Source organism: Marinitoga sp. 1154, assembly GCF_013363285.1.
In the GTDB taxonomy this organism is placed as follows: Bacteria; Thermotogota; Thermotogae; order Petrotogales; family Petrotogaceae; genus Marinitoga.
In genome coordinates this window covers 194,072-217,482 of sequence record NZ_LBFB01000001.1, presented here as the reverse complement: position 1 = coordinate 217,482, position 23,411 = coordinate 194,072, and the positions used below count along the sequence as shown (strand labels likewise).

Sequence of the window (23,411 nt, the reverse complement as noted above, 5' to 3'; positions counted from 1 at the left end):
TTTATTTATATTTTTAAGTCTGCCAAATTTATTAAAATTAAAGCGTCTAAGTTTTTTAGTTCTTTTTAGTTTTTTCCATTATTTGTATTTCTTTCTTTGATATATACATATTTTTACACAATACTTAATTTAAGCATATACTCTCATTTGTATTTCTCATTGATTGTTTTTGTCTTTATTTCACTTTTCATATTTATTTTCTACTTTTTTGTCCCCTTTTCTTTCCTCTGGTTTATTTTTTACTTTGTTTTCTGGATTGCCTCTCTCTAAATTGAATTCGCTCAATTACCAATCCCAATTCTTTTTTGCAGAGTATATAACAATATTCTTATTTAGAAAGTCTTTAACTCTTTTTTCAACTTTTTTTGAAAAATAAATTATGCTTTTTTCTTTGCTATTTTTTGGTAACTTTCTATAATAAGTTTTATAATTATTTCCTAACCAGCCAGTTATGATTATTGAATTTTCAAAAATTTTTTTTATTGTATTTTCCATGTTTTTATTAGATGGTAATTCCCAAGTTAATTTCGGCATAATTTCTCTATTTAAATATACCTTTTTTTCCATTTTATCATAAAACATATATTTATCAGCATTAAAATCTGATAAATAATTTATTTTACCAGATTTTAATTCAAGAGAATTTTTAACCTCTTTACTAACTTCTTTATCTATGTAAACGATTGGGAAAATTCCTGCAGTTTCAAACCCCCTTAACATTATATATAGTACCTGAGAAGTTATATAAGGAGAGCTTGCTATATAATTCAAAAAATTTTTAGAATCTTTTTTTAATGTTTTTAGATTACCAAATATTATAAAATCATAGCCTTTTTCTAAAAGATAACTTCCCAATTCAATGCTAAATTCATATATTAAATCATATGAGTTTAATGAACCAAGTATAAAGTAGTCAAGCTCTTCATTTATTTCCTTTAAGTTTAACCAATAGCCATTAATTATTTCTGGATTTGTTGAATCGTTTATTGATGTATTAATATATCCTATAAATCTTTCGTTTTTAAATACAGGAATTTTTGTTGAAAAAGCGATTATGTATATACTAATGATTATGAGTATCAGATAATATTTTTTTAAGAACAATTGCAACACCTTCTTCATTATTTGATGGCGCAATATGATTTGCAGCATCTTTAACATGATTAGAAGCATTACCCATAGCATATGAGTTTTTTGATAATGATAACATAGATATATCATTTTCGCTATCACCAAAAATATAAGCTTTTGATATATCAAAATCATAAATTTTGGAAAGTTTCTTTAATGCTGCTCCTTTAGATGAATTTTTGCTCAAAAAATCAAGGTATATATTAAATGACCTTACTATATTTAAATTCTTACTATATTTAGAAACCATCATTTTTTGTAGTTTATCTAATTTTTCAACTTTTGATATGGCCAGTATTTTTGTTGGACCATGAGTTTTTTTTATATACTCTTCTAAATCATTTACTATTTTATAATTAACTCCAGAATGTTTTGCATAACCTTTTATTTCTGTATTTTCCTGATCTGAAATTAATTCATCATTTAAGTATATTTGTACATGTATATTCTCTTTTTTTATTTCCTTAATTATTTCTATTGCAAGGCTATCTTCAATATCGGATTCGAAAACAATTTCACCTGTGTGAGATACAACATATGCTCCGTTGTATGAGATTATAGGAATGTTGTTTAAAAAAGATAAATATTTTTTTATAATAAATTTTGTGGATTTATACATTCTGCCACTTGCTATTATTATAAAATAACCTTTTTCATGTATATTCTTTATAGCTTCTATAGTAGGTATAGTAATTTTTTCTTCACCATTTAGTAGAGTACCATCTAAATCAAATACAAATACTTTTTTTTTCATTTTTACCCCTCCGTAAAATTATAACATAAATATTTAAAAATAAAAAAATGGGGAATTTTAATTCCCCATACTGGTGGAGTCGATGGGACTTGAACCCACGACCTCTACCGTGCCATGGTAGCGCGCTCCCAGCTGCGCCACGACCCCAAACCATACATATTATATAACAAACTTTGTTAAATGTCAATATATCTTATTTTAATTCTACATAATCAATTATTTTATTCACCGGTTTTATGTCTTTCATACTAAAATTTTTTGATTCTCCTACTGCTTTTACAGTTATTTTAATATCTTTATCTGATGCTTCTACTAATACGTACTCTAAAATACCATAGACTATTTTTTTTGTATATGGAACATATTTGTTTTTTGTTCCTTTATCAAAAGGTGCGCCTCCGGCTCCAGTTGTTATATAGATTATATTATTTTTTTCAAATCTTTCATATCCATGAACATGACCGTTAAATATTAACTTAACATTATATTTTTCAAATATAGGTCTCCATGTATCTTCAAGCTTTTTTTCCTGTTTTCTCCATATATATATAGAATTATTCCAGAAAGGATAATGATAGATTACTGATATTATTTTATTTTTATTTTTTTCAAGATCTTTTTTAAGCCATATTGTTTGACTTTTAAAAATTTGGGATTTTGTTGGTATAGTTGAATCCAGGATAATAAAATGATATTTTCCATATGAAAAACTATACCATCTTTTATTATAATCCCCTCCACCTTCTGGTAAGTCAAATGCTTCGTAATAAATCTTCGAATTTTTTTCATGATTACCTAAAACAGGATAATAAAAAGTATTTAAGCCTCTTATTGTATAAAAAAAATTATTCCAGTATTTCATTTCATTTCCATTTTCTACCATATCTCCAACGTTAATTACAAATTCCGGTTTTTCCTTTATAATCTTTTCTATAATCATTCTATGATATTTATAATAATATCTTGTATCACCGTATACTACAAATTTTAATGATTTTTCCTGTTTGTTTTTTGTTTTAAATATTCCTTTATAATAGTCATCATCTGTTATAATTTCATATGCATATTTTGTATTTGGCTTGAGATTTTTAACTTTTAAATTAACAATTCCGTTTTGTATGTTTTTATGTATTTGAATTAAAACATTATTTTCATATAATTTTACTTGAATATTTTTATCTAATGTTTTAAAATTAATAGTGGCATACGTGTCGCCTTGATTTGTTAAATATGGATACCATATAAAATTGGCTGATATATAAAGTGATAATATTAGGAAATAAATAAACAAAATTGTCCTTTTCAAAATCTCACCCCCAAGGAGGAATATATGAAAAAATTATATTTTTTTATTTTTTTGTTTTTACTTTTATGGTTATTTCCTATAGGAATTTTGTTGATTAACTTTTTTGATCTAAATAATTTTTTTTCCATTTTAGTAAAAAATAGAACCATCAGGATTCTTAAATTCACATTATTACAGTCATCTTTATCCGTATTATTTTCATTTATTATTTCTATTTTTCCAGCAATTTATGTAGCAAATAAAAAAAATTATTTAAGCAATTTATTAGAAAACTCTTTTTTTATTCCTTTTTTCTTTCCGGCAATTCCAACCATAATAGCATTTTCATTGTTATATGGTTCAAATAGCATATTGTATAAAATGTTTCATATAAATGTTTTATATTCATTAACAGCTATTATAATGGCACATTCATTTTATAACTCTCCCATATTTGTAAAATATATTTCAGATTCATTAAAATCTATTCCAAAAAATTACATAGAGAATGCCATTATTGATGGTGCAAATACAATAGTTATATTAAAAAAAATTATTTCTCCATTAATATTTCCGGCCATTTTAAAAGGAGCATTTCTTGTATTTACATATTCATTTGTTAGTTTTGCAATTGTATTATCGCTTGGAGGTATAAAATATTCAACATTTGAAGTGGCGATTTTTACCACTTTGAGAAGCTCTCTTGATTTCTCAAAAGCTTTAACTTATGCTATAATTCAATTTTTTATTTTGCTTTTACTAAATTATATCATATCTATTCCAAAAATTCATGAATTAGAAATTGAAGAGAATTATAGATTTAAAACAAATATTATTTTTCTAATTATTTCTTTATTTTATTTAATTTATGAATATTCTATTGTTTTAACAGGAATGATATCTGGTTTTTATGATTTTATAAACAATAAATTTACATTAAAAGGCTTTATGAATTTGTTTTCTGAAAGCTTAAATTCATATTATCCTATTTTAAAATCTTTTTATAATACATTTTTTCTTTCTCTTATTGTAAGTATTATAGTTGTATTTTTTACGTATATTATTTTAAGAAATATAAAAACACATAAAGATATGATAGTTTCAAATGTTTTTATTATTTCATCCTTGGGGATTTCTTCAGCTTTTTTGGCCATGGGACTTTTAAGTTTAAATATTGATTTTTCTTTACCGTATTCCATTCTTTTGTCAATTGGGTATATAATAATAACTTTACCATTGGCTTATACATTTTTACAACAACGTATTCTATCTTTTGATTACTCAATAATAGAAGCTGCAAAAATCGATGGAGCAAATAAAATGAAAAGTTTTTTATTTATAGAATTGCCTCTTTTAAAAAATACTTTGTTATCTGTTTTTTTACAAATTTTTGCTATTATATTTGGTGAATTTACCATTTCATATACAATGCAGTCTTTAGATTATTTTCCACTATTATCAAATGTCAATTATATGCTTTCAAATGCAAGATATTATTTAGAAAGTCAATCTCTAGCATCTATTACAATAATAATAATATTTATAACATTTAATCTATCCATTTTTTTAAACAAAGAAAAACAATAATTTTTTGAAGAAAAAATGAAAATATGATATAATAGCAAAAAAAGAATAGGGAGTGTTTATATGGATATACTATCATTTAAAAAAAAGGTTCTTGAAAAATTAAATGATGTTGAAAAAAAATTAGCTGATACAAATATAACTTCTAATTTAGAGCAATTACAGCATTTAGGAAAAGAACATAATAGATTATCGACTTTAAAAGAGTTATTTGGAAAATTAGAAGAAGCTATTGAAGATAAAGAGACGTTGGAAATATTAAAACATGATGGTGAAATAGAAGATGAAGAATATATTTCTATGCTGGAAGAAGCTGAAAAAAATATTAAAACGTATAATTTAGAAATATTGAGTTTATTAATACCAGGAAATGAAATCAATGAAAGAAATATTATTATGGAAATACGTGCAGGAACAGGTGGCGAAGAAGCAGCACTATTTGCATCAGATCTAATGAGAATGTATTTAAGATATGCAGAAAATAAAGGTTGGAAACATGAAATTATGGAATTAAGCGATACAGGAATCGGAGGAACTAAAAATGCTGTTATAAAGATTAAAGGAAAAGGGGTTTTTGGTAGATTAAAATATGAAAGTGGTGTCCATCGGGTTCAAAGAGTTCCTGTAACAGAATCTGGAGGAAGAATACATACTTCAACGGCGACTGTTGCAGTTTTACCGGAGGCTACAGATGTTGATGTGAAAATTGATGATAAGGATTTAAGAATAGACACTTATAGAGCAGGTGGAGCAGGTGGGCAACACGTGAATAAAACAGAATCTGCTGTTAGAATAGTTCATATTCCAACAGGCATTGTTGTTACCTGTCAGAATGAAAGATCGCAACATCAGAATAAAGAAGCTGCGATGTCCATTTTAAGAGCTAAATTATATGAAGAGGCGCTTAGAAAACAGCAAGAACAATTGGTTTCACAAAGAAGAGCACAAATAGGAACCGGAGAAAGAAGCGAAAAAATAAGAACATATAATTTTCCTCAAAATAGAATAACTGATCACAGAATTGGATTTACTACTTACAGGTTAAATTACGTATTGGAAGGAGATCTTGATGAAATAATAGATAAATTAATGGAATGGGATTTAAGTGAAAAATTAGGAAATCTTGAAATATAAAGGGGGGAATTTATGAAATTATATCTTGATATTTTTTATAAACTATCATGGATTCTAACAGTTATAACAGGTTTTTCTTCTGTAATCACCAATTCAAAAGTAAATGGATTTTTTCTTTTCTTTTTTACAATTACTACATTGACTCAATTGCTTGGGACATATTTATTTTCAAAAGAAAAAGATGGGTTAAAAATTTTCACACACTATTTTAGCATTGTTATAGTTGCAACCGCTTTTTTAATTTCTGTATCTTTGATGAAGTCTAATGTATTTTCATTTATAATATATTATATCTCTTATAATTTGATGTTATCTTTTATTTTAAATAATTATTTCAAATATTTTGAAGATAAAGATAATTTATTAAAACTCATAAAATTTTTAAATTTAAATTACTTTGATTTATTTGATACTCAACTTCATATAAAATTATTTAATAATAAAAAAGGTATTACACCTGATACAGTTTCGCCTGTTGGACCATATTCTCCAGGGCTATTAAAAGATAATGAATTGTATATTTCAGGACAAATACCTGTTAATTATGAAACAAACGAAATACCAGAATCTTTTGTTGAGCAGGTCAAACTTGTAATGGAAAATCTTAAAAAGATTTTAAATACAGCTGGGTTTACATTTAAGGATGTTGTTCAGGTTAGCGTTTTTGTAACAGATATTTCTAAATTCAAAGAATTTAATATTGTTTATGAAACGTATTTTAAAAAACCATATCCAGCAAGATTTGTTGTAGAGGTTTCAAAACTTCCTAAAAATGTTGACATTGAGATTTCCTGCATTGCAAAAAAATAATTTTAAAGGGGTGATATAAATGGATATGATTAAGATTATTTTACCTGATGGTTCAGAAAAAGAATATAAAAAAGGAGTTTCTGCTGCAGATATTGCCAGAGATATATCGGAAGGGTTGTATAGAAAATCTTTAGGGGCACTTGTTAATGGTGAATTATACGATTTAAAAAGACCAATTGAAAAGGATTCTACAGTAAAAATTATCACAGATAAAGACTCAGAAGCTCCTGTTATATTTAGACATACTTTAGCTCATATTATGGCTCAAGCTGTAATGAGATTATATGGAAATGATGTAAAACTGGCTATTGGGCCTGTGATTGAAAATGGATTTTACTATGATTTTGATTTAGAAGAAAAAATTTCCGAGGATGATTTGCCGAAAATTGAAGCTGAGATGAAGAAGATAATAAAAGAGGATTTGCCTATAGAAAGATTTGATATTACCAAAGAAGAAGCTAAAGAACTATTTAAAGATCAACCGTATAAATTAGAACTTTTAGAAGATATTGAAGATGATATAGTGAGTTATTATAAGCAGGGAGAATTTATTGATTTGTGTAGAGGTCCTCATTTACCTTCAACAGGAAAAATTAAACATTTTAAATTATTATCCGTTTCAGGAGCGTATTGGAGAGGAAATGAAAAAAACAAGATGCTTCAAAGAATTTATGCAACAGCTTTTGCTAAAAAGGCTCAATTAGATGAATATTTAAAGATGTTGGAAGAAGCCAAAAAAAGAGATCATAGAAAAATAGGTCCTAAACTGGATTTGTTTATGTTTGAAAACGAATTAGCGCCTGCCATGCCTTTCTTTTTGCCAAGAGGTGCAAAAGTAATAAATGAATTATTGGAATTTTCAAGAGAATTGCATAAAAAATATGGTTACGATGAAGTTATTACTCCGCTAATTATGAATATAAAATTATGGCATCAATCTGGTCATTGGGATCATTATAAAGAAAATATGTATTTTACAGAAAAAGATGATGTTCAATATGCAGTAAAACCAATGAATTGTCCTGGACATATATTAATATATAAATCAAAAGTATATAGTTATAGAGATTTACCAATAAGAATGTCGGAATTTGGTAAAGTTCATAGATATGAAAGAAGTGGTGTGGTACATGGGCTATTCAGAGTTAGATCATTTACTCAAGATGATGCTCATATATACTGTACAAAAGAACAAATTGAAGATGAGATTATTAAGGTAATTGAATTTACTCATGAATTATATAGTGCATTTGGATTTGAATACGAAGCTGATTTGAGCACAATGCCGGAAGATCACATGGGTGATGAAAAAACATGGGAAATTGCTACAGAAGCATTGAGAAAGGCTCTGGAAAAATCAAATATTAATTATAAAATAAATGAAGGAGATGGAGCTTTTTATGGCCCGAAAATAGATTTTCATATAAAAGACTCTCTTGGAAGAAAATGGCAATGTGCAACAATTCAGTTGGACTTCCAGATGCCTGAAAGATTTGATATACATTATGTAGATAATAATAATGAATTGCAAAGACCGGTTATGATACATAGAGCAATATATGGATCGATTGAAAGATTTTTTGGTATATTGATTGAAAATTTTGCTGGAGCATTTCCAACATGGTTATCTCCTGAACAAATTGCTATTATTCCTGTTTCCGATAAATATATTGATGCTGCAAAAGAATTATATGAAAGATTGGATTCAGAGGGTTTGAGAATTAAATTAGATGATTCAAATGCTACAGTTGGTTATAAGATAAGAAATGCTCAAATGTTGAAAATACCATATATGATAGTTATTGGTGAAAAAGAAATAGAAACCAAAAAATATAATATTAGGACAAGAGAGGGTAATACAGCAGAAGATATAGAACTTGAAGAATTTATTAAAACAGTAAAAGAAGAAATTAAAAATAGAAGTTTAAAATTGAGTTATTAAAACTGAGATTTTTTTAGAAAATAAGAAAAATACTACTACGGTATATAAAATTTTTAATTTATTTATATTCAAAAAAGCAGCTGTTAGCTGCTTTTTTTTATTTTAGATAATATTATTGAATAGTATATCCAAAAAGTTAAGTAAGCAAAAACTCGAAGATTGTCCTTACACGCTATCGCGGGTATTGGTTAAAATAATTTTGATTTTATAAAAAATTTTTGAGTTATTGCTCGCTTATAGCGAGTAATCGGAATAAATAAATGTAAATGGTAAAATAAAAAATCCCCGAAAAATCGGAGATTTTTTGGTGGCCAGGGACAGAATCGAACTGTCGACACCTGGATTTTCAGTCCAGTGCTCTACCAACTGAGCTACCTGGCCGCTAATAAAATGGTGGGTGCTGCAGGGATCGAACCTACGACCTTCTGCTTGTAAGGCAGACGCTCTCCCAGCTGAGCTAAGCACCCACTCGTTTTTCTCTGGCGCCCCCAACGGGATTTGAACCCGTGCCTTTGGCGTGAAAGGCCAATGTCCTAGGCCGCTAGACGATGGGGGCAATTCAATTACAGCTTCTTTCACAACCGAAATATATAATACCAGAAAAAAGTTTAAATGTCAAGGAAATAATTATTGAATTTATGTAAATTCTAAATGGAGTATAAAATTTAATGAATTCATTTTATTTTAATCTTAAATATATTTCATTTTAATATTTTTTTTGATAGAATCGCGTTGTAAGGAAATAAAAATTGAATATTGTACATCCTCTTCCTGTATAATCCTGAGAATATGGCTCAGGAGTCTCTACCAGGCAGCCGTAAACTGCTTGACTACAGGAAGAGGGGTGTGGGTTTTATATTAATCACGCCTCTCTTCCTGAGAGGCGTTTTTGTTTTTTAAAAAAAAATTCATTTTTACCAAAGGAGGAATATTATGCCAAAGGTATTGGTAATTGCTGGTAGTAAATCAGATGAAAATTTTGTAAAACAGGCGTTAGAACTTTTTGAGGAATGGAATGTAGAATATGAATTTAAAGTTTATAGTGCTCATAGAAATCTCATTGAATTAACAAATTATATGAAAAATTTATCTCCAGACTTTAAAGTAATTATTGCTGTTGCAGGCCTTTCAGCTGCTCTTCCTGGTGTTGTCTCTTCTTTAACCTCTCTTCCTGTAATTGGGGTTCCTCGCGATGTTGGTCCATTAAATGGTGTTGATGCTCTTCTTTCAATTGTTCAAATGCCAAAAGGTATTCCTGTTGGAACAATGGGTATTGGTAATCATGGAATGAAAAATGCAGCTTATTTTGCAAAAAGAATTTTGGAATTGGAGGGTAAATAATGAATATACAAAATTTAAATTTATTATACGAAGGAAAGGCAAAGAAAGTATATGAAAATGGTGAAAATGAAGTTATTATTTATTTTAAAGATGATGTCACAGCATTTAATGGAGAGAAAAAAGATTCTATTCTTGGAAAAGGTAAAATAAATAAAAAAATATCAACATATTTCTTTAAGATGCTTGAAGAAAAAGGTCTTCCCACACAATATATTTCAGATTTAAATGAAAATGCATTTATTGCAAGAAAACTGAATATTATTCCCCTTGAAATTATTATAAGAAACTATACTGCAGGAAGTTTTTGCAAAAGATATGGAATTAAAAAAGGTATAAAATTAGAAAAACCAATTGTTGAATTTTCACTAAAAAATGATGATTTAGGAGATCCGATGATTTGTAGAAATGTTATATTATCTTTAAAATTGGTTGAGGAGTATATTTTAAATAAATTAGAATATTATTCTTTAAAAATAAATACAATATTATCAGATTTTTTGATTTCAAAAAATATTATTCTTGTTGATTATAAACTTGAATTCGGAATTAATAATGGAAAGATATATCTGGGAGATGAAATTTCTCCAGATACGTGTAGATTCTGGGATAAAGAAACTTTAGAGTCACTTGATAAAGATGTTTATAGAGAAGAAAAAGGAGATATTATTGATAAATATTCCGAATTTTTAAGGAGGATAGATTTATGAAAAAGTTTTTCTTTGAAGTATTGATTATATTAAAAGATGGAATTCTGGATCCTCAGGGTAGTGCGACACAAAAAGTATTGAAAAGATTGGAATATCCTATTGATAATATTAGATTTGGAAAATTAATTACATTTGAAATAACAGCAAAAGACAAGGATAATGCAGAGAAAATTGCAAAAGAAATAACTTATAATTCTTTAATAAACCCTGTTTTAGAAAATTTTGAATTAAAATTGTTAAAGGAGATAGAAATATGATAAAAGCTGGAATTATAGTCTTTCCTGGTAGTAATTGTGATAGAGATGCAGAATTTGCCCTTAACATGGCTGGATTCAAAACAGAATATATATGGCATGATTATGAAAATATAAAAGATTATAATCTGATATTTATCCCTGGCGGTTTTTCATATGGAGATTACTTGAGAGCTGGAGCATTGGCTAAATTTTCTCCAGTTATGAAACAAATAGAAAAATATATCTTAAACGAAAATGGTTTTGTTCTTGGAGTTTGTAATGGTTTTCAAATATTAACAGAAGCTGAAATATTATCAGGTGCTTTAACAAAAAATAATTCATTAAAATTTATATGCAAAGATGTTGATATTAAACCAATTAATAGAGAAACGGCATTTTCAAGATATATAACAAAAGATAGTCTAACCATTCCTATAGCTCACTCAGAAGGAAACTATTATATAGAAAATTACGAAGAACTAAAAAATAAAAACTTAATAGCTTTTGAGTATATTAAAAATCCAAATGGCTCCATTGGAAATATAGCAGGAATATATAATGAAACTTTTAATGTACTTGGAATGATGCCACATCCTGAAAGAAATTCATTAAAAATCTTAGGGAATGGTGATGGATTAGAAATTTTACTTTCAATCAGGAGGTCTTTAGAAAATGAATAATTTTTATGTTGAAGTTGGTTTAAAGGAATTTGAATATGAAAAAATAAAAAGGACTTTAAACAAAGAACCTAATGAACTGGAAATATACATGTTTTCTGCTCAATGGTCTGAGCATTGTGGTTATAAGCATTCAAAAGAATTATTAAAAAAATTACCCAAGAACATTGAAAATGAAAATGCAGGATATGTTTTAATAGACGATTATGCGGTTGTTTTTAAAGTGGAAAGCCATAATCATCCCAGTGCTGTAGAACCTTATCAAGGAGCTGCGACAGGTATTGGTGGAATAGTTAGAGATGTCTTGGCAATGGGCGCAAGACCTGTAGCCTTACTTGATTCATTAAGGTTTGGAACTAGTGTAAAATCAAAAAATATTTTTGAGGGTGTTATTTCTGGAATAAGTGGATATGGCAATTCAATAGGTGTTCCTACAATCGCAGGTGAAACATTTTTTGATGAGAGTTATGATTCAAATCCACTTGTAAATGTTATGTGTGTGGGTTTGGTGAAAAAAGACAAATTAGCATCATCAAAAGCTAATTCATCAGAAAAATTATATGTTTATGTTGGTTCAAAAACAGGAAGAGATGGTATTCACGGAGCGTCATTTGCATCTAAAGAACTTTCAGGAAAAGACGAAAGACCTTCTGTTCAGGTAGGAGATCCATTCTCTGAAAAAAATTTAATCGAGGCAACTCTTGAAATATTAAGTTTAAGAGGGGTCTTGGCATGTCAGGATATGGGAGCTGCTGGTATTTTGAGTTCTTCATCAGAAATGTCTTTTAAAGGAAATCTTGGTTGTGAATTATATATGGAAAAGGTTCCTTTGAGAGAAAAGAACATGAAACCATGGGAAATATTGTTATCAGAATCTCAGGAAAGAATGCTATTTTTAGTTGAACCCGGGGAAGAAAAAGAAATAGAAAAAATTGCAAAAAAATACTTTTTGGATTATTCAGTAATAGGCAAAACTATAGAAGGAAAGAATATAAGAATTTTAAAAAATGGAAATTTATTATCAGAAATGCCTATTTCTGCCCTTGTTGATGCACCATCAATGTATAGAAAAACAAAAGAACCCGAGTATATATCAAAAATAAAAAATAAAAGTGTAAAAATAGATATTGATTTAAAAGAAGCTTTATTTAAGATGTTAGGTAATCTGAATATAGCGAATAAATCCTGGATATTCGAACAATATGATTATAAAGTAGGAACAAATACTTTAATTATTCCAGGGAAAGCAGATGCTTCTGTAATATGGATAAAAAATACAAAAAAAGGAATAGCAGTTACAATCGATGGAAATGGTTTATATACATATATTAATCCATTTGAAGGAAGTAAAAATATCGTTTTTGAAGCGGCAAGGAATCTCGTCTCTATTGGATCAAAACCGTTAGGAATTACTGATAATATGAATTTTGGTAATCCTGAAGATGATATGGTTATGTGGCAATTTGAAAAAAGTATAGATGGGATATCACATGCATGTAAAGTTCTCGATGTTCCTGTAACTGGTGGTAATGTTAGTTTTTATAATGAATCAGGAAATAAATCAATATTGCCAACACCTGTAATTGGCATGGTTGGAGAAGTGAATGTGGATAATATTATTGACATGACGTTTAAAGACAATCTTGATAAAGTTTATTTAATAGGAAAAGTTGAACTGGATAAAAGAAAGTTAGGCGGTAGTTTATATCAGAAAATTTTAAAAAATTTTGTTGGTGGAGAGATAGATATTATAGATGAAAGATTAGAATTAAATTTATATGAAACAATATTAAAGTTAATAAAGAATAAAATTGTTAAATCTGTTCACGATGTATCAAAAGGCGGTATAGCAATTGCTATATTGGAATCAGCTTTAAATGGTGGAAAAGGATTCAATGGTTATATAGGTAACAGTATTGAGGAATTATTTGGAGAAAACCAATCAAGATTTATTGTTTCAATATCTCCTGAAAAAGAAAAAATCTTTGAAAAATACTTGAAAGATTACAATATTGATTATAAAAAAATTGGAGAAGTTATGCCAGCTGATTATGGAATTAATTTAGGTTTTGAAAAATTTAGTTTTAAAGAATTATACAATACATATTTTAAATCTATTGAATCATATATGGAGGAATGATTATGTTAATGGAAGAATGTGGGGTTTTCGGTGTTTTTTTAAAAAATAGAAGTAATACGATTCCATATATAGTTGAAGGATTAATATCTCTTCAGCATAGAGGTCAAGAATCTGCTGGTATAGCTTATGAAAAGAATAATGAAATTAAGGTCTATAAAAAGATGGGAATGGTTGCGGATATTTTTAGTAATGGGATAGTAAAAAAAATAAATAGTCATATAGCAATTGGTCATGTTAGATATTCTACCAGAGGGAAATCAGAAATTCAAAATTCTCAGCCATTTCATGTTAGGTTTAGAAACGAACATTTTGCAATTGCACATAATGGACAGATAGAAAATTCGGAAAAATTAAGAAATGAATTAGAAGAAAAGGGTACGATATTCTTAACTGAAAGCGATACTGAATTAATATTACATATATTAATAAAAAATCTAAGTAAAAATATTTTAGAATGGACTTTAAAAGATATAGCCAGAACAATATTTAAATATGTATCTCCTTCATATTCCTTGTTATTATTATTTAAAGATAGAATTATAGCGATACGTGATAAATATGGATATAGACCATTATATTATTACGAATCAGAAAATGGATATTTTATTTCATCGGAAGATAGTGGATTTAATTTTTTGAATCCAGATTATAAAAACATAAAAGAAATATTACCCGGAGAAGCAATAGAATTTTCCGCTCACGGGATAAAAAAATACAAAATTGAGAGTAATAAAAAAAGATTTTGTTTCTTTGAACATATATACTTTGCAAGGCCAGACTCTAATATTTTTGGGAGAAATGTACATTTAATGAGAGAAGAATTAGGAAAATTATGTGCTATGGAAAATCCAATTGATGCAGATATTGTTGTTCCTGTGCTTGATAGTGGTTTTTCTGCAGCTATAGGATATTCAAAAGAAAGCAAAATACCTATAGAAATGGGATTAATGAGAAATAGATATGTTGGCAGAACATTTATAAATCCAAATCAAAAAGATAGAGAAATTGGTGTTAGAAGAAAGCTGCCTCCAATTTCTCCTGTTATAAAAGGGAAAAGAGTAATTTTAGTTGATGATTCAATTGTAAGAGGAACCACAATGAAAAAAATTATAACTATGTTAAAAGATGCGGGCGCAAAAGAAATTCATGTAAGAATCGCAAGTCCAAAAGTTGTTAATACCTGTCATTGGGGTGTGGATATACCAGAAAAAAAAGAATTAATAGCATTTGGTAAAAAAGTGAAAGAAATAAAAGAGGAAATAGGTGCGAATACTTTAGGATACACTTCCCTTGAAGGAATAAGAAAGATTTTAAAAGAAGACTATAACAATTATTGTTTTCATTGTTTTATGGAGGTGCATGATGAATTATAAAAATAGTGGCGTAAATATAGATGAAGCAAATAAAATGATCAATAATATAAAAGATAAATTAAAAGAGAATGCTGAAATGTATGCTGGTCTTTTTCCAATTAAGTATATTTTAAAGAATTATGATAATCCCATATTAGTCGCAAGTACAGATGGAGTAGGAACAAAAATGATTTTGCTTGAAGAAAGAAAAAAATGGGATATTATAGCTAAAGATCTCGTAGCGATGGTATTAAATGATCTTGTTTGTGTTGGAGCGAAACCTTTATTTTTCCTTGATTATTATGCAACAGGAAAGCTAAACAATATTGATGGTTCGGAATTTTTGAATTCATTAATTGATGTATTAGAAAGCGTTAACTGCAGACTAATTGGTGGCGAAACGGCTGAATTACCTGGATTATTGATAAACAATAGAGTAGATGTTGCAGGTTTTGGAGTTGGTATAGTTGATAAAAATGAAATTTTAGGAAAAAAAAATGTAAAAGAAGGTGACATATTAATAGGAATAAAATCTAGTGGTATACACTCAAATGGTTTTTCATTAATCAGAAAATTATTAAATGACGGAGTTTTAGAATTTTCAGAAAGATTAATCACTCCAACGAAGTTAATGGTTAATCAAACTCTATCAATAAGGAAATTTATAAATGCTGCAGCACATATAACAGGTGGAGGTATAGAAGAAAATTTATCTCGAGTAATTCCAGAAGAATTAAGTGCCAAAGTGTATGTTAACTGGACTTTAGATAAAGTTTTTTTTGATATATTGAATGCAGGAGTTTCTATAAAAGAGGCATTTAAAGTATTTAATATGGGAATAGGAATGATTTATGTTGTAAGTCCAGATAAATTAAATATGGTTAAAAATAAACTTTCTGAATATAAAGAAGAAATTATAGAACTTGGTAAAATAACAAAAGGAAAAAGAAAGGTAGAATTAATATTTTAGGAAGGCGATAATATGAAGAAAAAAATAGTTGTTCTTGCATCTGGTAATGGTTCGAATTTTGAAGCAATAGTAAAAAAATTAAGGAATAGATATGAAATAAAATTAATAAGTGACAATAAAAAAGCTTTTGTTTTACAAAGAGCCATAAATTTATATATAGATTATGAAATAGTAAATTTTAAAGATTTTAAAAAAAGAGAAGATTTTGAAAGAAAATTATTTGAATATTTGAAAAAAGAACATCCGGATTTAATAGTATTAGCTGGATTTATGAAAATATTACCTGAATATATAGTAGAATATTTTAGCAATAAAATAATAAATATACACCCTTCTTTACTTCCTGCATTTAAAGGGTTGAATGCAATAAAAAAAGCTTTAGATTATGGTGTTAAATATACTGGAATTACCGTGCATTATGTAAATAATGAGTTAGATGGAGGTAAGATTATAGCTCAGGAAGTGGTAAAAGTGGAATACAACGATTCCTTAGAAAGTCTTGAAGAAAAAATTCATAAAATAGAACATAGATTATATCCTAAGGTAATAGATAAAATTTTAAGAAAAATATAGGAGGAGAAAATGAAAAGAGCACTTATTTCTGTTTATTATAAAGAAAATATAGAAAAATTAGCTGAAGTTTTAATTGAAAATGAATACGAAATAATTTCAACTGGAAATACTGCAAAATATTTAGAAAATCACGGATTTAAAGTTATTCGCGTTGAAGATATAACAGATTTTCCAGAAATATTAAATGGCAGAGTGAAAACTTTGCATCCTAAAATTCATGGAGGAATATTAGCTAGAAATACAAAAGAAGACAAAAAGACCATTGAAAATTTAAATATAAAAAAGATAGATTTTGTTTATGTAAACCTTTATCCTTTTAAAGAAAAAATGGAAGAAAATTTAAACACAGCACAATTAATAGAATATATAGATATAGGTGGTCCAACATTAATTCGTGCAGCTGCCAAAAACTTTGAAAACACAATAATTTTAGTTGATCCAGACGATATAGATCTAATAATAAAAAGTATTAAAAATCCCGATTATAAAACAAGGTTATACCTTGCATCAAAAGCATTTAATTTAACTGCTTATTATGACTCTATTATATCTTCTTATTTCAATAAAATACTAAATATAGATTTCCCTGAATATATGACATTGCCATTAAAAAAGAAAAGTGAATTGAGATATGGAGAAAATTCTCATCAAAAGGCTATGTTTTATGAAAATGTTATAGAAAACGGTTTTTTCAAAAATTTTGAACAATTAAATGGAAAAGAATTATCTTATAATAATTTTAAAGATATAGATATTGCATGGAAAATTGTTAATGAATTTGATGAAAAGGTTTGTTGTGCTGTAAAACATCAAACTCCATGTGGTGTTGCTGTTGGAAAAACAAATTATGAAGCATATAAAAAAGCATATGAATGTGACCCCATTTCAATATTTGGAGGTATTGTTGCATTTAATAATAAAGTTACAGAGGATACAGCAAAAGAAATAAAAAAAATATTTTTAGAGGTTATTATAGCACCTGATTTTGATAATAAAGCACTTGAAATTTTAAAAAAGAAAAAAAATTTAAGGATAATAAAAGCTAACATTCCACCTATTGAAAAACTTGAATATTCATCAATAGATGGAGGTATATTGGTTCAAGAAAGAGATGTAAAATTATTTGAAAAATTTGAAATTGTAACAAATAATAAAATTGAAAAGGAATTAATGGAAGAATTAATTTTTGCATTCAAAATAGTAAAATATGCAAAATCAAATGCTATAGTTGTTTCAAAAAATAAAATGGCAAAAGGGATAGGTTCGGGACAACCAAATAGGATATGGGCTGCAATTGATGCTTTGGATAGAGCTAAAGATGGAATAGTATTAGCTTCAGATGCTTTTTTTCCATTTGATGATGTTGTAAAAAAAGCTGGAGAATATAAAATAAAAGCTATAATTCAACCAGGAGGATCAATAAGAGATGAAGATTCAATAAAGGTAGCAGAAAAACTTGGAATTTCTATGGTATTTACATATATGAGACATTTTAAACATTAATGAGGTGAAAAAATGAGAGTGGCTATAATTGGAAATGGTGGAAGAGAGCATGCAATTGCGTGGAAATTATCAAAAAGCGAAAAAATAGAAAAAATATTTTGTATTCCCGGAAATGTTGGGACAAATATCGAAAATAAATGCGAAAATATAAAAATTGATTCAATTGAAGAAATAATTAAATTTGTGAAAAATAATAAAATAGATTTTACAATAGTAGGACCAGAAAAATATTTTATTGATGGCATTGTTGATGAATTTCAAAAAGAAAATTTAAAAATTATAGGTCCTGATAAAAGAGCTTCTTTACTGGAAGGAAGTAAAATATATGCTAAAAAATTTGCTAAAAAATATAACATTCAAACTGCGAAATATAAAGATTTTAATAATATTGACAATGCTCTATTATATTTAAAAAACAAGAAATTTCCAGTGGTAATAAAAGCTGATGGACTTGCAGCGGGTAAAGGAGTCATTATAGTAAACGATTATAATGAAGCAAAAGTTGCTCTTAAGAGTTTTATGATTGATGGAATATTTTCTGAGGCAGGAAAAAAAGTTGTTATTGAAGAATACTTGAAAGGTTATGAGATGTCTGTATTTGTGTTATTTGATGGTGAAAATTATAAACTATTTCAAACAGCTATGGATCATAAAAAAATATACGAAAGAGAAAAAGGACCAAATACTGGTGGCATGGGTGCAATATCACCCCATCCAAAATTAAATGAAGATTTATTGAAAAAAATAGAAAATAAGATTATAAAACCTACAATAAATGGAATAAAAGAAGAGAAATTAAATTATAACGGTATATTGTTTATAGGTCTAATTATTCAAAATAATGAACCTTATCTTTTAGAATATAACGTAAGATTTGGTGATCCAGAAACTCAAGCTATATTACCATTACTTGAAAACGATTTAATGGAAATATTTGAAAAAACATATAATAAAGAATTAAATAAAATAGACATAAAATGGAAGAATAAAATATCTTGCTGCGTAGTAGCAGTATCAAAAGGTTATCCTTTTAATTATGAAAAGGGATTTGAAATTACAATTGATACTAATTCTCAGATTTTTTATGCTGGTACAACATTGAAAAATGGGAAACTTTTAACAGATGGTGGAAGAGTTCTTTCTGTGGTGGAATATGATGATAATATTAAAAAAGCACGAGAAAAAGCATATAAATCTTTACAAAAGATAAAATTTAAAAATATGTATTATAGAAAAGATATAGGAAATATGTTATAATATAATTTCATTGGAGTGATAATTGATGAAATGCAAATGGAAAAAATTTAGTTTTTTATTTTAAGTAGGGGGGAGATAAGATGAATATATATGAATTGGCGAAAAAAAGAAAAACTGTAAGAAAATTTAAAACAGATATACCGTCTTTAGAGGATATTAAATATGCTTTAAATGTTGCAAAAGAAGCGCCGTCTGGCAAAAATGATCAACCATGGAAATTTTTATTAATTGATGAAATAGATAAAAAAGCTAAAATTAGAGAAATTTGTGAAAAGGGAGAAAAAGCTTTCTATGAAAAATCGAAAGGGAATTTAAGAAAATGGCTTGAAGAAAAAGGCTTTTCCTGGAAAAAAGAATTTTTAACTCAAGCACCATATTTATTATTATCCTTTTCTTATATTAAATCTCCTTTTGCCAGCGAGTCATTATGGCTTTCAATAGGGTATTTATTACTGGCTTTAGAGGAAAAAGGATTGTCAACGGTAACTTATACACCAACAAATTTTAATGAAGTTTCTAAATTTGTAAACATTCCAAAAAATTATAAGCTTGAAGTTATATTACCAATAGGATATTCTGATGATAGTAAACCAAAATATGAAAGAAAGAAATTGAATGAAATTTTGTATTATAATAATTTTTAATTATTAGACATTACCTGAGGTGTGTTCGCTTATCTTGCTTTTTTAATATGCAGTATTATGATAATATATAATATATTGTAAGAAATATAATAAGAAAAAACGGAATAGAAATTTTGTGAAATTCTTTAAACCCTTTATCTATTTTAGATAATCTTAGACCAATTATATTAGCAAGAGAACCTAAAATAAAACCTATACCGCCAATGTTTACTCCATAACTTATTATCCTCCAGTTATCTGAAAAATTTGAAATAAAAATTGTAGCAGGTACATTACTGATAAATTGCGATAGCAGAACGCTAAAAGAAAAAAGATTCAAATTTTGATTTAAATTTATTTTTTCTATTAAAAAATTTATAAACTCAACTTCTGAAATAATTCCAAAATTTATAAAGAACAAAATAAAAACTAATATAAGGTTCCAATCAGTTTTATAAATACTGAATTTGTCAAAAATAAGATAATAAATAAATATAAGGATAAAAAATGGAAAAAGGAAATGAGTTTTTGATATTATAATAAAAGTAATTAGTAAAAAAATAGAAAAGTAAAACTTTCTTTTATTATATGTTTCTTCTTTTAGATGTATTTCTAATTTCTCATCTCTAATCATAAAAAAAGAAAATATAGTGATTAAAGCTATTTGTAAGAAAACAATTGGCATCATTTTAACAACAAATTCTATAAAACTTATATCAAAATAATGCCATAGAAATATATTTTGCGGATTTCCGATGGGAGTAAGTGATGAACCTATATTTACGCTCAAAATTTCCAGAATAATAACTCTGGGAAAATCAAAATTCACTATTTTTTTCAATTCAATTGTAAATGGTATTATCAAAAATAAAGCAATATCATTCGTTAAAATCATAGATAATAATGCAGACATATATACAAGAAAAATAGAAAGAATTCTTTTTGAATGTATTTTATTGGATAAATGTTCAGCAATATAAAAAAAGTAATTACTGTTTTTCATAGATGTAGTAATTATCAAAAGTCCAGATAAAAAAAATATAGTATTCCAATCTATGAAATTTAGAATTTTTTCATAAGACGGTTTGGTAATTATTATCAAGACCATAAAAAGAAAAATTAAAAAAAATAATAGTTTTTCTTTTTTTAAAAAATATATTAAATTATTTTCAATCAAAAAAAATCCTCCAATCCTGTATTTTCTATTTGATTCTTAATTATATCATAATACGATGTCTAAAAAGTCAAATTCACTCAGGCAGCTCGATTGCTAATCCTTAAAATTATTCATTCTCAGCCGTCGCTCAAACAATACATCGTGTATTGTTTCGCTCAAAATTACTTCCATGTAATTTTGACGGCTTACATTCATAATTTTAAGGGCAATCTTCGAGCCTTCGTTTCATTTGAGACTTTTTAGACAGCCTAATATCATAATAATACTAATATATTTTAAAATCAAATCCCCGGATTTTTAATATTCCGGGGATTTTTTTGTCACACTATTTATTTTTTATCTTTGTCATATCCAGTTAAATAAAAATCAATACCTTGAGCAGCCCTATGTCCATCGGCAACACCGTGTATAATATCAGGACCGTGAACTATATCTCCACCTGCAAATAACCACGGAACGCCTATAACATGGTTATATTCATCGGTTTTGAGTCTTCCTCTTACTATTTCAACTTTTTCTTTTATTTCCTCTGGCAAGTATGAATAGTCTGGCATTTGCCCAATTGACTCAACAACTAAATCTGCATCTAATTCAAGAATCTGCGATTCATCATATTTTGGGTTAAATCTTCTATTTTCATCAAATATTGATAAGACCTTTTTAAATCTGACTTTTTTAACTTTATCTCCATCTGTTATTATTTCTATTGGTCCCCAACCTGGATGGAAAATTACACCTTCTTCTCCGCCTTCTTCAATTTCATCCCAATCTGCAGGCATTTCTTCTAATGTTCTTTCCAGACTTACTACATGAACTTCGGACTTTCCATATTCTATATTTTGCAATCTAACCATAGTTCTTGCAACATCCATAGCCACATTACCGCCACCAATAACGACCAATTTTTTTGGAATATATGGTTTTGGACCATCACCTACAATATAGTATTTCATTTCTTTTAATACAACCATAGCCTGTTTTACCATTGGATGGTCTGTACCAGGAACACCTGTGGTTCTTCCAAGTGTAAATCCAGAAGATAAAAATACAGCATCATAATTATCTTTTAATTCTTCAAGGGTGACATCTACTCCAACTTTTGTATTTAGCTTAAATTCAACTCCTAATGATTCAATATATTTCCAATCTTTTTCAAAAGATTCTAAAGGTAATCTATATGTAGGACCTCCATAATTTAATACACCACCAGGTCTCTTTTCTGCTTCAAATACGGTAACTTTATATCCCATTAATATCAAATAATAGGCTGCGGATAAACCTGCAGGACCTCCTCCAACTATGGCCACTTTCTTATCTAACTTTTTAATTATTTGTTGTTCATGTTTTAAAACTTCATGATACTCTTCAGCTGGTATTTGATCAACTATATATCTTTTTAACCATCTAATAGAGACTGCTTCGCCTCTATGGCCTATTGTACAGGCAGTTTCGCATCTGTGAGTACACATTTTACCACAAACTAAAGGTAATGGATTTGTTTTATATAACCATCTTAGACCTTCTTCTACATTATCATCATATACAGTTTTAATATAGTCAGGAATATCCATGTGAGCTGGACATGTTTTGGTACATATGCCACAATCAACACATCTTGCAGCTTCTTCAATTGCTTGTTGTTTTGAAAACCCTTTTACAACTTCAAGAAATGTTTTCTTTCTTGTTTCTGCATCAAGAATTTCCATAGGAACTCTTTCTAAATCAAGTAATTCAGAATCATCTGTTCTTTGATAAGCTTTTTCAACTTTAATATGATGAATACCATCTTCTTTGGGTAAGAAGAAAAATGAATTTGGATCACTTGATAAATGAACATATTCTTTTGACATATTTAATGAACCTGTAGTACATATATCAACGCATAATCCACAAAAAGTACATCTTCCGTAATCAAATGCAGGTCTTTCAGGTTTAGACCCTTCCTCATCAGGAAGTTCTGAAATTTTTATCATATTTATTGCTTCTGCAGGACAAATTTTTGAACATGTACCACAACCAATGCACTTTTCCCAATCATTTGTATGAAATCCTCTATAATTATCTGCAGCTTCCCTTGGATTCTTTATTATATCATCTAAAGGAATAGTAACAGGTTTTTTTGTTAAATATTTCCAGGCTTTTGCTGGAGAAAAAAAACTTTTATTTATTTCAGACATGCACTCACCTCCGGTGGTAATTCGCTCTAAGCGATTAT

General features: G+C 27.6%; 20 protein-coding genes, 4 tRNA genes and 1 riboswitch. Of the genes, 15 read left to right on the top strand and 9 right to left on the bottom strand.

The window, feature by feature from the left end; translation table 11 throughout:
• Positions 1-285 precede the first annotated feature (285 nt).
• The 4 genes from XO12_RS01100 to XO12_RS01085 all read right to left on the bottom strand — a co-directional run bounded on the left by XO12_RS01100 (position 286) and on the right by XO12_RS01085 (position 3,191).
• On the bottom strand, positions 286-1,122 hold the full coding sequence (locus XO12_RS01100; RefSeq protein WP_175419542.1) for a hypothetical protein: 837 nt from the start codon (positions 1,120-1,122) through the stop codon (positions 286-288).
• Entirely contained in the window at positions 1,064-1,885 is an 822-nt protein-coding gene (locus tag XO12_RS01095) for an HAD family hydrolase (protein ID WP_175419541.1), read from the bottom strand. Before XO12_RS01095 ends, XO12_RS01100 begins: the two co-directional genes overlap by 59 nt.
• A gap of 71 nt (positions 1,886-1,956) precedes the next feature.
• Positions 1,957-2,032, bottom strand: a tRNA-Ala gene (locus XO12_RS01090).
• A 46-nt stretch (positions 2,033-2,078) separates the two neighbouring features.
• On the bottom strand, positions 2,079-3,191 hold the full coding sequence (locus XO12_RS01085; RefSeq protein WP_047264775.1) for a metallophosphoesterase: 1,113 nt from the start codon (positions 3,189-3,191) through the stop codon (positions 2,079-2,081).
• A gap of 24 nt (positions 3,192-3,215) precedes the next feature.
• Here XO12_RS01085 and XO12_RS01080 point away from each other — a divergent pair, with 24 nt between their 5' ends.
• The 4 genes from XO12_RS01080 to thrS are packed head-to-tail and all read left to right on the top strand — an operon-like array spanning position 3,216 to position 8,640.
• Positions 3,216-4,757, top strand: a complete 1,542-nt coding sequence (locus XO12_RS01080; RefSeq protein ID WP_047264776.1) for an iron ABC transporter permease — start codon at positions 3,216-3,218, stop codon at positions 4,755-4,757.
• 60 nt (positions 4,758-4,817) lie between these two features.
• Positions 4,818-5,888 carry a peptide chain release factor 1 gene (prfA, locus tag XO12_RS01075; RefSeq protein WP_047264777.1) on the top strand — a complete coding sequence of 357 codons (1,071 nt, stop codon included), beginning with the start codon at positions 4,818-4,820 and terminating at the stop codon, positions 5,886-5,888.
• 12 nt (positions 5,889-5,900) lie between these two features.
• Complete coding sequence (locus XO12_RS11200; RefSeq protein WP_197073295.1) at positions 5,901-6,698, top strand: RidA family protein; 798 nt, start codon at positions 5,901-5,903, stop codon at positions 6,696-6,698.
• Between the two features lie 25 nt (positions 6,699-6,723).
• Positions 6,724-8,640 (top strand): threonine--tRNA ligase, encoded by a 1,917-nt coding sequence (gene thrS, locus XO12_RS01065; protein WP_175419546.1) that lies wholly within the window; start codon positions 6,724-6,726, stop codon positions 8,638-8,640.
• Between the two features lie 305 nt (positions 8,641-8,945).
• Here the strand turns inward: thrS and XO12_RS01060 are convergent.
• The 3 genes from XO12_RS01060 to XO12_RS01050 all read right to left on the bottom strand — a co-directional run bounded on the left by XO12_RS01060 (position 8,946) and on the right by XO12_RS01050 (position 9,196).
• A tRNA-Phe gene (locus XO12_RS01060) sits at positions 8,946-9,021 on the bottom strand.
• A gap of 10 nt (positions 9,022-9,031) precedes the next feature.
• Positions 9,032-9,107, bottom strand: a tRNA-Val gene (locus tag XO12_RS01055).
• Positions 9,108-9,120: 13 nt separating this feature from the next.
• Positions 9,121-9,196: transfer RNA gene (locus XO12_RS01050), tRNA-Glu, on the bottom strand.
• A gap of 195 nt (positions 9,197-9,391) precedes the next feature.
• A riboswitch (purine riboswitch) is annotated at positions 9,392-9,493 on the top strand.
• Between the two features lie 80 nt (positions 9,494-9,573).
• On the opposite strand from XO12_RS01050, the gene XO12_RS01045 reads away from it, so the two are divergent.
• The 11 genes from XO12_RS01045 (at position 9,574) to XO12_RS00995 (ending at position 20,040) form a co-directional block, all read left to right on the top strand.
• The gene (locus tag XO12_RS01045; RefSeq protein ID WP_047264778.1) at positions 9,574-9,981 is read left to right on the top strand and encodes an AIR carboxylase family protein; all 408 of its coding nucleotides are present in this window, start codon (positions 9,574-9,576) and stop codon (positions 9,979-9,981) included.
• 5 nt (positions 9,982-9,986) lie between these two features.
• Positions 9,987-10,688, top strand: a complete 702-nt coding sequence (gene purC / locus XO12_RS01040; protein WP_047264964.1) for a phosphoribosylaminoimidazolesuccinocarboxamide synthase — start codon at positions 9,987-9,989, stop codon at positions 10,686-10,688.
• Positions 10,685-10,945 (top strand): phosphoribosylformylglycinamidine synthase subunit PurS, encoded by a 261-nt coding sequence (gene purS, locus XO12_RS01035; protein ID WP_047264779.1) that lies wholly within the window; start codon positions 10,685-10,687, stop codon positions 10,943-10,945. The genes purC and purS overlap by 4 nt, the downstream gene beginning before the upstream one ends.
• Positions 10,945-11,604, top strand: coding sequence for a phosphoribosylformylglycinamidine synthase subunit PurQ (purQ, locus tag XO12_RS01030; RefSeq protein WP_047264965.1), 660 nt, complete (start codon positions 10,945-10,947; stop codon positions 11,602-11,604). The genes purS and purQ overlap by 1 nt, the downstream gene beginning before the upstream one ends.
• Positions 11,597-13,741 (top strand): phosphoribosylformylglycinamidine synthase subunit PurL, encoded by a 2,145-nt coding sequence (purL, locus tag XO12_RS01025; RefSeq protein WP_175419540.1) that lies wholly within the window; start codon positions 11,597-11,599, stop codon positions 13,739-13,741. Before purQ ends, purL begins: the two co-directional genes overlap by 8 nt.
• Positions 13,742-13,743: 2 nt before the next feature.
• The gene (purF, locus tag XO12_RS01020; protein WP_175419539.1) at positions 13,744-15,114 is read left to right on the top strand and encodes an amidophosphoribosyltransferase; all 1,371 of its coding nucleotides are present in this window, start codon (positions 13,744-13,746) and stop codon (positions 15,112-15,114) included.
• A complete protein-coding gene (gene purM, locus XO12_RS01015) occupies positions 15,104-16,063 on the top strand; it encodes a phosphoribosylformylglycinamidine cyclo-ligase (RefSeq protein ID WP_047268072.1) in 960 nt (319 codons plus the stop codon). Before purF ends, purM begins: the two co-directional genes overlap by 11 nt.
• Positions 16,064-16,075: 12 nt before the next feature.
• Positions 16,076-16,636: a phosphoribosylglycinamide formyltransferase gene (gene purN, locus XO12_RS01010; protein WP_175419538.1), complete on the top strand. Its 561-nt coding sequence runs from the start codon at positions 16,076-16,078 to the stop codon at positions 16,634-16,636.
• A 9-nt stretch (positions 16,637-16,645) separates the two neighbouring features.
• On the top strand, positions 16,646-18,139 hold the full coding sequence (gene purH, locus XO12_RS01005) for a bifunctional phosphoribosylaminoimidazolecarboxamide formyltransferase/IMP cyclohydrolase (RefSeq protein WP_175419537.1): 1,494 nt from the start codon (positions 16,646-16,648) through the stop codon (positions 18,137-18,139).
• Between the two features lie 12 nt (positions 18,140-18,151).
• The gene (purD, locus tag XO12_RS01000) at positions 18,152-19,396 is read left to right on the top strand and encodes a phosphoribosylamine--glycine ligase (RefSeq protein WP_047264785.1); all 1,245 of its coding nucleotides are present in this window, start codon (positions 18,152-18,154) and stop codon (positions 19,394-19,396) included.
• A gap of 80 nt (positions 19,397-19,476) precedes the next feature.
• Positions 19,477-20,040, top strand: coding sequence for a nitroreductase family protein (locus tag XO12_RS00995; RefSeq protein ID WP_047264786.1), 564 nt, complete (start codon positions 19,477-19,479; stop codon positions 20,038-20,040).
• A gap of 55 nt (positions 20,041-20,095) precedes the next feature.
• On the opposite strand, the gene XO12_RS00990 is transcribed toward XO12_RS00995, so the two are convergent.
• Complete coding sequence (locus XO12_RS00990; protein ID WP_047264787.1) at positions 20,096-21,196, bottom strand: SLC13 family permease; 1,101 nt, start codon at positions 21,194-21,196, stop codon at positions 20,096-20,098.
• A 329-nt stretch (positions 21,197-21,525) separates the two neighbouring features.
• Positions 21,526-23,373 (bottom strand): FAD-dependent oxidoreductase, encoded by a 1,848-nt coding sequence (locus tag XO12_RS00985; RefSeq protein ID WP_047264788.1) that lies wholly within the window; start codon positions 23,371-23,373, stop codon positions 21,526-21,528.
• Between the last annotated feature and the right edge of the window lie 38 nt (positions 23,374-23,411).